Origin of the sequence: Mammaliicoccus sp. P-M59, from assembly GCF_022386135.1 — a bacterium.
Taxonomy (GTDB): domain Bacteria; phylum Bacillota; class Bacilli; order Staphylococcales; family Staphylococcaceae; genus Mammaliicoccus; species Mammaliicoccus sciuri_A.
In genome coordinates this window covers 1,017,996-1,031,600 of the sequence record NZ_JAJNJJ010000001.1, presented here as the reverse complement: position 1 = coordinate 1,031,600, position 13,605 = coordinate 1,017,996, and the positions used below count along the sequence as shown (strand labels likewise).

Annotated in this window: 16 protein-coding genes; 13 read left to right on the top strand and 3 right to left on the bottom strand. The window is 33.3% G+C overall.

Annotation, left to right across the window (positions count from 1 at the left end):
- Window positions 1-35 precede the first annotated feature (35 nt).
- The 6 genes from LQ617_RS04980 to LQ617_RS04955 all read left to right on the top strand — a co-directional run bounded on the left by LQ617_RS04980 (window position 36) and on the right by LQ617_RS04955 (window position 4,204).
- Complete coding sequence (locus LQ617_RS04980; RefSeq protein ID WP_239739725.1) at window positions 36-452, top strand: G protein-coupled receptor family protein; 417 nt, start codon at window positions 36-38, stop codon at window positions 450-452.
- Window positions 436-831: a hypothetical protein gene (locus LQ617_RS04975; RefSeq protein WP_239739724.1), complete on the top strand. Its 396-nt coding sequence runs from the start codon at window positions 436-438 to the stop codon at window positions 829-831. The genes LQ617_RS04980 and LQ617_RS04975 overlap by 17 nt, the downstream gene beginning before the upstream one ends.
- Window positions 832-843: 12 nt before the next feature.
- On the top strand, window positions 844-1,092 hold the full coding sequence (locus tag LQ617_RS04970) for a phage holin (RefSeq protein WP_037587740.1): 249 nt from the start codon (window positions 844-846) through the stop codon (window positions 1,090-1,092).
- Between the two features lie 52 nt (window positions 1,093-1,144).
- Entirely contained in the window at window positions 1,145-2,524 is a 1,380-nt protein-coding gene (locus LQ617_RS04965; protein ID WP_239739723.1) for an SH3 domain-containing protein, read from the top strand.
- 1,121 nt (window positions 2,525-3,645) lie between these two features.
- On the top strand, window positions 3,646-3,891 hold the full coding sequence (locus LQ617_RS04960; protein ID WP_325879525.1) for a DUF6007 family protein: 246 nt from the start codon (window positions 3,646-3,648) through the stop codon (window positions 3,889-3,891).
- A gap of 13 nt (window positions 3,892-3,904) precedes the next feature.
- Window positions 3,905-4,204 (top strand): hypothetical protein, encoded by a 300-nt coding sequence (locus tag LQ617_RS04955; RefSeq protein WP_107577633.1) that lies wholly within the window; start codon window positions 3,905-3,907, stop codon window positions 4,202-4,204.
- Between the two features lie 67 nt (window positions 4,205-4,271).
- On the opposite strand, the gene glcP is transcribed toward LQ617_RS04955, so the two are convergent.
- The gene (gene glcP, locus LQ617_RS04950) at window positions 4,272-5,639 is read right to left on the bottom strand and encodes a glucose transporter GlcP (RefSeq protein ID WP_239739722.1); all 1,368 of its coding nucleotides are present in this window, start codon (window positions 5,637-5,639) and stop codon (window positions 4,272-4,274) included.
- A 231-nt stretch (window positions 5,640-5,870) separates the two neighbouring features.
- Here glcP and LQ617_RS04945 point away from each other — a divergent pair, with 231 nt between their 5' ends.
- Genes LQ617_RS04945 through dgoD form a run of 5 tightly spaced genes read left to right on the top strand, consistent with a single transcriptional unit; the run spans window position 5,871 to window position 10,673 of the window.
- Window positions 5,871-7,091, top strand: a complete 1,221-nt coding sequence (locus LQ617_RS04945; RefSeq protein WP_239739721.1) for an ROK family transcriptional regulator — start codon at window positions 5,871-5,873, stop codon at window positions 7,089-7,091.
- Between the two features lie 19 nt (window positions 7,092-7,110).
- Window positions 7,111-7,896 carry an SDR family NAD(P)-dependent oxidoreductase gene (locus LQ617_RS04940; RefSeq protein WP_239739720.1) on the top strand — a complete coding sequence of 262 codons (786 nt, stop codon included), beginning with the start codon at window positions 7,111-7,113 and terminating at the stop codon, window positions 7,894-7,896.
- Between the two features lie 20 nt (window positions 7,897-7,916).
- Window positions 7,917-8,870 (top strand): sugar kinase, encoded by a 954-nt coding sequence (locus LQ617_RS04935; protein WP_239739719.1) that lies wholly within the window; start codon window positions 7,917-7,919, stop codon window positions 8,868-8,870.
- Window positions 8,871-8,883: 13 nt separating this feature from the next.
- Complete coding sequence (locus LQ617_RS04930) at window positions 8,884-9,510, top strand: bifunctional 4-hydroxy-2-oxoglutarate aldolase/2-dehydro-3-deoxy-phosphogluconate aldolase (RefSeq protein WP_204257725.1); 627 nt, start codon at window positions 8,884-8,886, stop codon at window positions 9,508-9,510.
- Window positions 9,511-9,524: 14 nt separating this feature from the next.
- A complete protein-coding gene (gene dgoD, locus LQ617_RS04925) occupies window positions 9,525-10,673 on the top strand; it encodes a galactonate dehydratase (protein WP_204258311.1) in 1,149 nt (382 codons plus the stop codon).
- A gap of 54 nt (window positions 10,674-10,727) precedes the next feature.
- On the opposite strand, the gene LQ617_RS04920 is transcribed toward dgoD, so the two are convergent.
- Together LQ617_RS04920 and LQ617_RS04915 are read right to left on the bottom strand one after the other, a co-directional pair.
- Window positions 10,728-11,192: a toxin gene (locus tag LQ617_RS04920; protein WP_204258312.1), complete on the bottom strand. Its 465-nt coding sequence runs from the start codon at window positions 11,190-11,192 to the stop codon at window positions 10,728-10,730.
- 31 nt (window positions 11,193-11,223) lie between these two features.
- A complete protein-coding gene (locus tag LQ617_RS04915; RefSeq protein WP_025904388.1) occupies window positions 11,224-11,553 on the bottom strand; it encodes a helix-turn-helix transcriptional regulator in 330 nt (109 codons plus the stop codon).
- 142 nt (window positions 11,554-11,695) lie between these two features.
- Here LQ617_RS04915 and LQ617_RS04910 point away from each other — a divergent pair, with 142 nt between their 5' ends.
- Entirely contained in the window at window positions 11,696-12,016 is a 321-nt protein-coding gene (locus LQ617_RS04910; RefSeq protein WP_078099932.1) for a phage holin, read from the top strand.
- A 20-nt stretch (window positions 12,017-12,036) separates the two neighbouring features.
- On the top strand, window positions 12,037-13,290 hold the full coding sequence (locus LQ617_RS04905) for an N-acetylmuramoyl-L-alanine amidase (protein ID WP_239739718.1): 1,254 nt from the start codon (window positions 12,037-12,039) through the stop codon (window positions 13,288-13,290).
- Window positions 13,291-13,605: the final 315 nt, after the last annotated feature.

The following is a 13,605-nucleotide window of genomic DNA, read 5'->3' as shown; positions in this document are numbered from 1 at the left end:
TTTTATATAAATAAATTACAGAGAGTGGGTGTTGTATGAATAAGATGTCCTTGCCAGAAATGATTTCAAGCACGCTACTTTTCGGTTTAGGTGTATTCAGCTTATGGCGTGGTTTGTTCTTTGCTATTCAACAAGAAACAGTATTAAACGATTCAGAATTTTATAAAGCCTTACATCAATTTATGCCTATTTGGATATGGGGAATATTGATGGCTATATCAAGTTTATTTTTAATTTATTCAAGTTGGTTGATACCTAAACGTAATCGCCTTTTCCATTGGGCGTTATTTTTAGGAGGCGTGACATGTTCGTTCATGTATTTAATGATGACAAGCGCAGGTTTGTTCAATGCGATTAATTGGCTAACACCTATGCAGTTTGCCACGTTATCTGCAATATGTGGTGTGATTGCGTTTTTCGGAGGTGCTGAGATTTATGCCAGACGAAAATAGATATGTATTAAAAACTGACCATATAGCTGACATCAGCAAGCTAACTGGTCGTATTAAAGATGTTGATAGCAAACATATGGAATTGCACAATGATTTAAAACTTACTATAAACACCCTATCAATTAGCACACAAACATTAACTGAAACGAGCAAGAAAACAAACCGGATTTTAGAATCAATTGATGAAAAAATGGATGGATATAATGATCGTATTAAAAATGTAGAGTTTAATGTTGAAACGACTACTAAACGTGTAGATGATATTGAACATTCAGTATCAGAACGCAAACAAGGCAACATACAGTTATGGGTCGCAATAATCGGTACATTAGGAACTGTTATTGTTGGGGCTTTAGCGTTTGCACAAGTATTTTTCTAAGGAGGATAACAAATGAAGATAAACTGGAAAGTTCGTATTAAACAAAAATCATTTTGGGTAGCCATTATATCGGCTATCCTTTTGTTTGCTCAGCAAGTGTCAGGTGCATTTGATTACGATATCACAGTATACACTGACCAAATAACGAATATCGTGAACAGCGTGTTAGGTGTGTTGGTATTACTAGGTGTGGTTCAAGACCCTACAACTAGAGGGATTAAAGACAGTGAACAAGCACAACAGTATAACGAACCAAAATAAGTCGGCTAATTAGTCGGATTTTTTTAATACAATAAAAGGAGTGTTATAAATAATGAAAAAACGTGACGGTGTTAAATGGGCAGTTAGCAATATAGGTAATAGGCTTACAGATGGTCAACCATATGGCGCACAATGTGCAACTTTTATAATCGAGTTTACTAAAAAATATTGGAAAGTTCATCCTAAAGGCGATGCAAAAGACTTCATCAACTATAAATGGCCAAAAGGTTTCCAAGTGATTAAAGGTAAAAATCAAATACCACAACCAGGTGATATCTTTGTATTCGACGGAAAACATGGACACACAGGTATTGTTACTGAGGCTAACGCTAAATATTTTAACAGTATAGACCAAAATTGGTTTAATGCTAATTTAAATACTGGTAGTCCTGCAGCATTTGTAGAAGACCATGAATATACAGATTTCTTAGGTGTTATCAGACCTCCATATGAAGATGCAGAAAAAGGTGCAGTTAAGAAAGCAACGAAAATCGAAACGATTAATAAAACTATTAACTATAAAATGGCTAATCGTTCAGGAAATTTAAAAGGTGTTGTCATTCATAATACAGCAGGTAGCGCTACTGCTAAACAAGATTATAACAACTTACAAAGTACATCTATTGCTCGCTATGAAGCTGGTATTGCACATTACTACATTGATAGAAATACAGTTTGGCGAGCGATTGATACGTACAGTGTTGCTTGGCATACTGCTAATCAAGACGGTAACAATGGTTATATTGGTTATGAAGTAAACGAATCATTGAGCGCTAGCGATAAGAATTTCTTAGCAAACGAGCAAGCAGCATTTAAAAAAGCAGCTGCAGATTTACTTTATTATGGTTTACCTGTTAATCGTTCTACCGTGAGGTTACATTGTGAATTTGTACCAACTGCTTGTCCACATCGCAGTATGACAATTCATACAGGTTGGAATCCAGTTACAAAAGGTGCTGCGCCATCTAATATTGTTAATCAGTTAAAAGACTACTTTATCAAAGAAATTACAAAATATTATAATGATCCGTCATTACCAGCAGGTAGTCCATCAACTGATGTAGTTGTGAAAGCTACAAAACCATCAACAGTTAAACCAAATCAAGCTAAAACAAATACAGTTGTATCTAAAAATGTAGGTAATGGTTGGAAGAAAAATAAATACGGTATCTTGTGGAAAAAAGAAAAAGGTACGTTCACTTGTAAAGCTAAAGATGGAATAGTTACAAGATACAAAGGACCAAGTATTCATAATCCTATTGCTGGTGGATTAGAATATAATCAATCAGTTAATTACGATGAAATACAAGACTATGAAGGTTATATCTGGATTAGTTGGGAAGTATACAGTGGTGCAACTGTTTATATGCCAATTGGTAAGTCAAATGGTAAAGGACAACGAGTTGGTAGTGCTTGGGGTACATTTAAATAAAAAGTTATGATATACTAAAATCATAGAGTAATTACTTGGTTACTCTCTCAAATTTCATAGACGTCAAAAGGCCCTATCTAGCGGAAACTAGGTAGGGTTATTTTTACTTAAACCAATATATATGTTACCATTTAAACAGACATATTAAGCACAGCTATACGGCGAGCCTATTCATATAATTGAGTAGGCTATTATTTTGACTAGATTATCCATAGTGATATAATTAAATTAGTTTAAACCTATTATCTCCGTTTTAGTTTTAAACTCATATTTGGTAATACCTTTTTGCACCTCACATTAGTGAGGTGTTATTGCTTATAAGGAAAAATAATGATATAGTGATTATATGAAAGTGTGTAACCCTAAACACTTACCCTCTACACAATGCCATGATGTAGGGGGTTTTTATTTGCTTTAATATAAATAGTGTAGTATTACTATATACAAGCACTTATTTTGTGCTTAATTTTCATATTAAAACATCCATTACTTACCCTGTCACTTTGCGTGATGGGGTCTTTTTTATACCTAAATTATGTTATAATATTAACGAGGAAATACAGTACAATCGTACTGGCGTGGTTAAGCAAGTGCCACGTTGTATTATGGTTATATCATTTCGGTATAACCCGTTTTGAGGTTAACTGTTGCGACGGTTTCCTCTTTTTTTTAGATAGTGATACCATTTTTGATACCATTTTGTCTGAAAACGGGTAATTCTCAAATATATATAGTTTTAAAAACGTTGATATAAAAGGTTTTATAATAACAGAAATAATTATTTAACAGACTTTCTAATAGAAATGGAAGGTTCAATTGGATAATACCAATTAAACTGCGTAAGACAATATTTATAGATAAAATAACCCTGTATAAGTTCTTAGTCTTAAGAACTTATACAGGGTTTTTCCGTTTCCTAATCTATTTTAGATAATGTGTTTATAAATTAATCTTCGATTTTGTTCGTGCATGCTTGCCTAGGGTATGGTTCGAGCCTGTAGTCTCTCACGCATACTATTCCCTCAGGCGTCAGCACTTAACAAAATCGATGGGAGATATTTTTAATATAGAAAATATATACCTATTTATGGTATTATTTTTTCAAATTAAGGAAATATAAAATGAAGTCTTACAAGGTTATCATAATGAGGTGGTCAACGTTGAATAATTTAAAAGAAATTTTTAAAAATATAACAATACTAGAAATTATATGCTTTATACCACTTATGTTATTGTTTTCGTATTTACCTAATTCAAATATGATATGTATAATTGTTAATATAGTTATAGTCATTTTTTGTTGCTTAGGTGCTTCACATTTATTTTACTTAATCAAAGATTATAAAAAGAATAAAACTAACAAGTAAATGGAGGTAGACAGTGTTTAATATCATAATAGATATATGTATATTAGTAATTTCTTTAACCATTTCTATATACGTTGCAATATCTAAAAATATAAATATTATTGCTTCTATAGAACATGATAAAGTAAAGCCAAGAAATATAGCTAAAATTTCATACATATTTGCTACTTGTTTATTTTTAGGAACAGTGTTAATTGTTGCTGGAGATTTAGTTTATGATTTTAATTTTATAATATCAATCTTTTTTATTATATTAGGTATTTCAGTTCTCTTATTGTTTTATGTCTTGTTTAAGATAATAGAAAAGAAGTGAATTTTGGATTTATAATACTACCAGATAAAGAAAGCCCCGTAGAATTTCTACGGGGTATTCCTATTTCTTAATCTATTTTAGATAATGTAACGGATGATGTTCTATTTCTTAAGTCTACTTCGATTTCTTCAAGGCTTCTGCCTCTTGTTTCTGGTAAGTATTTAATGACAAATATCATTGCAAGTATACCGATGACTGCAAAGATTAGAAATACTTGTTCGATTCCCATTACTGATGTGAGTAGTGGGAAGAATTGTGCGACTAATAAACTACCTATTGATAATGATAATGTCGCGATGCCTGTTGCTGCGCCTCTTGCTCTCATTGGGAATAGTTCTGGTAACATGATCCATAAGATTGGTCCCCAAGTGAATGCGAAGAAGACAATGAACAATGTTAAACATGCGACAATAATCCATGCGCCGACTGTTGAATGTAACCCGATTGTCCATACGAGTGTTGCCATAATAAGTAATGAACAAACCATACCGATATTACCTGTAATGAGTAGTTTTTTACGGTCAATTTTATCCATTATATATATTGCAAATATCGTTACAATTACATTGACTGATCCGATGCCGACTGTTCCAAGAATAGCTGTTGCATCTCCTAAACCTGCTTTACTAAAGATTGTTGGTGCATAGTAAATGATGGCATTAATGCCGATGATTTGTTGGAGTAGTGCAAATATACAGCCTATAACAAGTACGGGTCTTAGCCAAACGGATTTTAAGACTGTCCATGTACTTTCTGATATATGAATGATTTCTTTCATTTCATCAATTTCTTTATCAATTTCTGATTGTTTTCTTGTAATTGCCATAACTTTTCTAGCGGCTTTTTCACTTTTATGTTCAAGTAACCATCTAGGGCTTTCTGGCATAAAGTAAACACCGATCATTAAGATGACAGAAGGTACAACTGCTAATCCAACCATCCATCTCCAAGCTTCCATATCTGCGAACGCATAGTTGACTAAATATGAAGCAAGAATACCTATTGTGATCATCAGTTGGTTTAATGAACTTAAAGAACCTCTCGTGTCAGTAGGTGCCATTTCTGATAAATAGACTGGCACGATCGCAGTAGAGCCGTCGACTGCTAACCCGATTATAAATCTACCTATAACTAGGATAATCATTGATTGTGCTAATGATAGAATTAATGCACCGACGATAAAGACAATCGCAATAACAAATACGAGCTTTCTTCGACCGAGTTTATCCGATAGTGGTCCACTGAATCCTGAGCCAAATATTGCACCGACTAACATTGAACTCACGACTAAACCTTCAGTGAAACTTGTGAGTGGTATATCATTTTTTATAAAAAGCAACGCGCCAGATATAACACCTGTGTCATATCCGTAAAGCAATCCACCTAAAGCACCTAGGAAGAAAATTAACTTCGTTCTATAATTGCTTGCTTCCATTTTATTACCCCCATGTAATTTGAATAACGCCATCAGAAACTTTAGTTAAAATAAAAGGTTGAAGCTCGTTGATGGTATTTAATTATTTAAGATAACTAAAAAAGTTGTAATTACACTTTGAATCTGATTTAATTATTAATGTAAGCCTTTTCAAATAGAAAATCAAGTAATATATGAATAAATATATTCTATTTAGTTATTTTAATTTACTTAAAGTTAAGGAGGGGTGTCGTGAAGCAATCATCTCGGATCAATATTAATTTAATGAAAGATTATAATAAGCAACTTGTATTAAGGACGATTCAAAAGTATGGACCAATCTCTAGAGTAGAAATTGCGAATAGAATTGACTTATCAAGACCTTCAGTTTCAGAAATTGTTTCAATATTAATTGATGAACAATGGATAGAAGAGAAGGCAATGGAAAGAAAAGTTAGAGGCAGACAACCGATACCACTTGATATTAATAAAGAGAAAAAAGTGATGATTGGTTTAGAAATTGGTGCATATAGAACGAGTATTATTGTCAGCAATTTAAGAGCGGAAATCCTATTTGAGAAACAAATAGAAATGGACTTACAAAAAGATCCAAATGACATGATTGTTTATTTGGGACAAGAAATTCGTTTAATTGCAGAAGAATATTCAGCGCAACAAATTGAAGTGCTAGGTATTGGAGTAGGCATGCACGGATTGGTGGATACTCAAAATGGTACAAATATCTTTGCGCCAAACTTAGGATGGAGAAATATCGAAATTAAATCGATATTAGAATCTGAAACAGACTTGATGGTCTTAATTGATAATGATTGTAATAGTGCAGCACTTGCAGAAATGTGGTTTGGTCAAGGCAAAGAAGAAACAAACTTTATATCGGTTATCGTAGACTATGGTGTTGGTGCAAGTATTATCAATAATGGATCGATTTTAAGAGGTAATCATCATATTACAGGTCAAATTGGACATGTCACGATAGATCCAGATGGTCCATTATGTTCTTGCGGTAATTATGGCTGTTTAGAAACATTGACTTCAGAAACAGCAATTTTAAAAATGATTAAGCGTCAATTAAAAATTGGTCGTAAAAGTCAAATATTAAATGTACAGTCTGAAATTGATGATTTAAGTATTGAAGATTTTTATGAGGCAGTGAATCAAGGCGATGAATTATGTGTCCAAATTGCTAAAGAAGTTGGTAGGAATCTTGGTTTAGGCTTTGCAATATTAATCAATTTATTTGGACCAAAATTTATTGTATTAGGTGGTAGTTTAACAAAAATTAGTCATCTCTTACTACCAGAAATTAAAGCAATCATTCGGTTAAAAGTAATGGGTGAAGATGCGAAAGAGACACCAATCGTAACTTCTGCTTTAGGGGACGATTTATACACGATTGGCGCAGCATCTTTAATTGTAGAAGAAATATTCTCATTACCAAAACCAAATAAATGAATATAAGGAGGAATTATAAATGAGTGAATTAAATGAACAAGTCATTATTGTAACTGGCGCAGGAAAAGGAATCGGTAAAGGTATTGCAAAACAACTTGGCAGTAAAGGTGCAAAGATTGTCGTTGCTACAATTGATCCTGAGTTTGGTAAAGAAACAGTAACAGAAATAATCGATAACGGTGGCGACGCATACTTTGTTGAAACAGATGTATCTAAAGAAGAAAGTATTATTAATATGGTTAACGAAACAGTGAATCATTATGGGAAAATCAACACACTCGTTAATAATGCAGGTATCACAGTGTTTAAATCAATTGAAGAAGCAACAGTTGAAGATTGGGATTCTATTATCAATATTGATTTGAGAGGCACATTTTTATGTTCTAAACATGTCATCCCTGAAATGAAGAAACAAGGTGGCGGTTCAATTATCAACATTTCTTCAAACCACTCAATCGCGACTTTACCAGATACTGATATGTATGCTGCAGCTAAAGGTGGCGTTAATGCGATGACAAGAGGTATGGCATTAAGTTTAGGTAAATACAATATTCGTGTTAATGCGATATGTCCTGGATTTACGAACACATCACATTTAAAAAATTGGTTTAATTCAATGGAAAACGAAGATGAAGTGAGACAAGGCGTTTTAGATTTACACGCGACATCAAGAATTAATGAACCAGAAGATATTGGTAAATTAGCGCAATATTTAGCATCTGATGATTCTGTAATGATGACAGGTGAACACTTAGTCATTGATGGTGGTTTATCTGCACGTTTATACAACGCAGATGGCTATTAAGTTATAAGGAGGGCATGAAGATGGATGTATTGTCTATTGGAGAAACGATGGTTGTGTTTGCACCTAAAGAAGTAGGACCAATGCGTTATGCTCAAGACTTTTCAACGCATATAGCCGGGGCTGAAACAAATACGCTTATTGGGTTAGAAAAGCTTGGTGTTAAAACTGGCTGGATCAGTCAATTAGGAAATGATGAATTAGGACAGAAGATTTTAAATTTTGTTCGTGGTGAAGGTATTAATGTAGATTCTGTAAAATTAATATCTGAGGCGCCAACTGGCATTTTTCTTAAAGAGAAATTTCGACAAGATCAAACACGCGTCCATTATTATAGAAAAGGTTCAGCAGCTAGTCTAATGTCTGAAGCAAATATAGATGAAAGTTATGTCGCTCAATTTAAATATTTATATGTCACAGGTATTACGCCTGCTTTAAGTGCATCTTGTAAACAAACAATATTTAAACTCATTTCGACAGCAAAATCATTAGGATTACAAATTGTTTTCGATCCAAACTTAAGACTCAAATTATGGTCTGAAGATGAAGCGAAAGAGACATTAAAACAATTAATAGCTTTAAGTGATATTGTGTTGCCAGGAACGAGTGAAGGGGCATTTTTATTCAATACACAATCTGAAGAAGAAATTGCTCAAGAGATTATAAATTTAGGTGCGTCAACAGTAGTTGTTAAATTAGGAAGTAAAGGTGCTTACTATGTACATAACGACATTTCAGGTTATGCAAAAGCATCAAAAGAAATTGAAGTGGTTGATCCTGTTGGTGCTGGAGATGGCTTTGCGGCAGGATTAATCGCAGGTATTATCGAAGGATTGTCCATTCATGAAGCGACTGAACAGGCTTGTAATGCTGGTGCACTCGTGACAACAGTAAAAGGTGATGTTGAAGGATTACCAACTAAAGAAGAAATTGAACAAATGAAACATACAAGTCATGTGGATGATGTAATTAGATAAGGAGGCGTCTAAAATAGATACATTACAAACAATCAAAGAAACTAAATTAATCGCAATTTTACGAAATGCAAATCCAAATGATATTTTACCAATCGTAGAATCATTATATAAAGCAGGGATTCGTGCGATTGAGGTTACGATGAATTCACCTAAAGCGTTAGAATCTATTGAACTGATCTCTAATGAAATGAAGGGTAAAGTTGTAGTCGGAGCAGGTACAGTCTTAGATGCAGAATCGGCAAGGTTAGCTATTTTAAGTGGTGCAACGTTTATATTGTCGCCAACGGTAGATAAAAATACGATTCGCATGAGTAAAAAGTATGGTGCCGTAAGTATACCAGGTGCTTTAACACCAACAGAAATTTTAGAAGCTTATGAATACGGTGGAGATATTATTAAAGTCTTTCCAACAACAAGTTTAGGTCCTGAATATATTAAAGATTTACAAGGTCCATTACCGCATATACCACTTTTACCAACAGGTGGTGTGAGTATAGACAATGTTACTGACTTTATTGAAGCGGGAGCTGTTGGAGTTGGTTTAGGTAGTGCATTAGTTAATACGAAAGTAGAAACGAATAAAGCATATTTTGAAGAACTAGAACAAAAAGCACAAGCATTTTATAACAAAGTACATTAAAGAGGAGTGCTAACATGAAGATTGTAGACTATGAGTTGTTTCAAGTACCACCGCGTTGGTTGTTTCTAAAAATTACGACGGACGAAGGTATCGTCGGATGGGGTGAACCTGTCATTGAAGGTAAGGCTCAGACTGTTGGTGCAGCGGTTGATGAATTTATGCAACAGTTGATGGGCAAGAATCCTTTAAATATTGAAGATCACTGGAATATGATGTATAGAAGTAGCTTTTATAGAGGTGGTCCAATTTTAATGAGTGCCATTTCAGGTATAGACCAAGCATTGTGGGATATTAAAGGTAAATATTATAACGCGCCTGTTCATGAATTATTAGGAGGTGCATGTAGAGAATCTATGAAAGTATATTCATGGATTGGTGGTGACAGACCTCAAGATACTGCGAACGCTGCTAAAAAAGCTTTTGAAAATGGTTTTGAAGCAATCAAAATGAATGCAACAGAAGAATTACAGTATATAGATAGTTATGACAAGATAGAAAGTGTTGTTCAACGTGTAGCTGGCATTAGAGAAGCGGTTGGCAATCGATTAGGTATTGGAATTGATTTTCACGGGCGTGTTCATAAACCAATGGCTAAAGTATTAGCGAAAGAATTAGAGCCATACAATCCAATGTTTATAGAAGAACCAGTTTTAAGTGAAAATATAGAAGCGGTTAGAGAAATTAGTCAAACGACAACTATCCCTATAGCGCTTGGGGAAAGATTATTTTCTAGATGGGATTTCAAACCTATTTTAGAAAGTGGATTTGTCGATATCATTCAACCTGATTTATCACATGCTGGTGGTATAACAGAATGTAAAAAAATTATTTCTATGGCAGAAGCTTATGATGTAGGTGCTGCACCTCATTGTCCACTTGGACCTATCGCTTTAGCATCATGTCTACAAGTAGATGCAACTTGTCACAATGCTTTTATTCAAGAACAAAGCTTAGGCATTCATTACAATAAAGACAGTGATATTTTAGACTATATTACAAACAAAAAAGTATTTGAATTTAAAGATGGATATGTAGATATTCCTAAAAAGCCTGGCCTTGGTGTAGAAATTGATGAAGCACATGTCAGAAAAATGGCGGAAGTCGGGCATGATTGGCATAACCCAATTTGGAGACATAAAGATGGAAGCATTGCAGAATGGTAAATATAACGTATGGTCATAACATGATTAAAGGCTGAGACTATGACGTCTCAGCCTTTAATTGATTTCTCTATATTCATAAACTTGAAGGGGGTTGAACTTTATTAAATAATGATCATACCATGTGCTTAATCCATATTTTTGTTTGTAATGTTCTAAAGCTTCATCTATATAACCTTCAGATACGTCTAAATAATTACTCAGTTCAAATTTATTATGGACACCTGATTGATATGCTTGCACAATACTTTTTAAAGGTATAATTTTTTCAAATCCTAATCTTCTTGCTTTATGCTCAAATTTCCATTTCAATAATTCACTTGTATCGAGAATATCTCCATAAGATATATCATGATGGGCTAACTCTTCTCCTAGCACTTCTAACTTTTCTTTGTTAGATAAATCATCTTTCAATAAAATTAATCCATCTACATATAAACCTTTCAGTTGATTCGGAAGGTTACTTGTTTCTTTAATCACGATGTGTTCATTATTGATAAGTGTTTTTTCATATCTATTCAAATTATCCCCACCATATTATCCGTTTAATAAATCATTTGTTTTGATGCTTTAGAAAATCAACATATTCTAATACTTTCTTCAATTCTTCTTCTGTTAATTCTCCATCTAAATGTGCGGCAATCGTTTCTGCAGTAGAGTTATAAGTTTGTTTAGCTTCCCCGTCTAAAATGTAACTGACACTCACGTCAAATAACTTTGCCATTTCTTCTATTTTCTTCATCTTTGGTGCTTTTCTTCCTGTTTCCCAATATGAAATGGATTGTTTTGAAACTTGTAACGCATCTGCTAATTTTTGTTGCGTCCATCCATTTTTTGTTCTTAATAAACTTATTTGTTCAGAGAGTTTATTTTGAGACACCATAAGTTTCCCGCTCCTTATATGATTGATACTCTTATTATAACCTATAGTTATATTTTATCAATAATTTTGCAGAAAAATATAACTAAAAGTTATTGACGTCAACCAAAAGTTATATTATAGTGTAACCAAGGAGGTGATACACATGGTTAAAATGAACTTCAAAACAGATAAAGTAAATTTGAATTATTCCGAAGAAGATAACAGAATCCCAATTGATCCAGACAAAGTTAAACAATTTATCGCAATGATAGGTGGGTTCTTAGGTGCACTATATTTAGCATTGAATGCATCTGGTATTTCGGTAGAATGGTTGAATCCTCAAAAGTTAAATGCGTGGATGAACGTATTAAACACAGGGATACCTATTGTATTTGTGCTTTATGGTATTTGGAAAAACACATTCATTTTTACAAATCAATCACGTGAACAAGAAAAGTTCTTAAAAGAATCTGGTAAAAAATAAAAAAAAGAAAGGATGATTGAATGTTAACAGCTATAACATATTTAACTAAAAAAGGATGGGAAATTTCATCTGACCCAAGAACGTACGATCAATATCCGAAGAACTATGGATACAGAAATTACACAGAAGATGGTATAAATTATGATGCCTATTGTAGTGGTTATCATAGAGCATTTGATGTCTATAGTAATGAAACGAATCAAATTCCAGCTGTTACTAGTGGAACAGTTATATTAAGTGAACCATTTGGTAATTTCGGAGGCACAATTGAAATTAGAGATAATAATGGCAATGATTGGATTTACGGACATATGCAAAGAGATACATTGCAATTTTCTAAAGGTGATAAAGTCATTCAAGGTGACATCATTGGTTTACAAGGCAACAGTAATTATGACAATAATCCGATGAGTGAACATTTGCATATCCAATTACGTCGAAAAGGTGAAGACATTTCTAAAGAAGTAACAAGAGTGTGCAGTGGTATGCCAATTGAAAATTATGATATATCCAAACTTAATCAAAAATTAGATCAATCTAACAATAAAGGAGCCGTTAAAATGAGTAGAAAAATTATGATTGTAGCAGGACATGGATATAATGATCCGGGCGCAGTAGGAAATGGAACAAATGAAAGAGATTTTATTAGAGCGAATATCGTAGACAGAGTAGCAAATTATTTAAAACAAGCAGGTCATACAGTTGGAATATATGGTAAAGACCAAGATATGTATCAAGACACAGCATACGGTGAACAAGTCGGAAATAAAACAGATTACGGATTATATTGGGTGAAATCACAAGGTTATGAAATTGTAGTAGAATTTCATTTAGATTCAGCAGCCGCATCAGCTACAGGAGGTCATGTTATTATTCCAAGTGGATTAGCAGCAGACAGTATTGATACAGCATTACAAGCAGCAGTGAAAAAACATGTAGGTACTGTTAGAGGCATTACAGAAAGAAGTGACCTATTACATTGTAACGTTGCTAAAGCAGAATATATCAATTACCGATTAGTAGAATTAGGATTTATTACCTCAACAAAAGATATGAATTACATTAAAAATAATTTAAATGCATATACAAAATCACTAGCAGAAGCCATTAACGGCGGTGCCCTCAATACGAAGCCAACAACATATACAGTCGTAGCAGGAGATACACTATGGAGTATCAGTCAAAAAACAAGCGTTAACGTAGCAACATTAAAGAAATTGAACGGATTAACATCAGATGTCATACAAATCGGACAAGTATTGAAATTAAAATAGGAGACAAAACAATGAATAAAAACGCAGAAAAAAATACCTTAACCATAAAAATTATACAATGACGGCCATCATTAAATAACATTATGTAAGGTATCCGAATAAATTAAATATACCACAAAACCCTCGCTATCAACAAACAAATAGCGAGGGTTTTAAATGTAAAAAACTGTATAAAAAATAATTGACAGAATATTATGAATTAAATATATTATTCTTAAGACGTCTTGAATAACTTGAACTTAATATATAGATAAGGGGAGAGGCAAAAATATGTGCAGAAAGTAATCCAACATAGCAATTATGGAGAGTTTATAA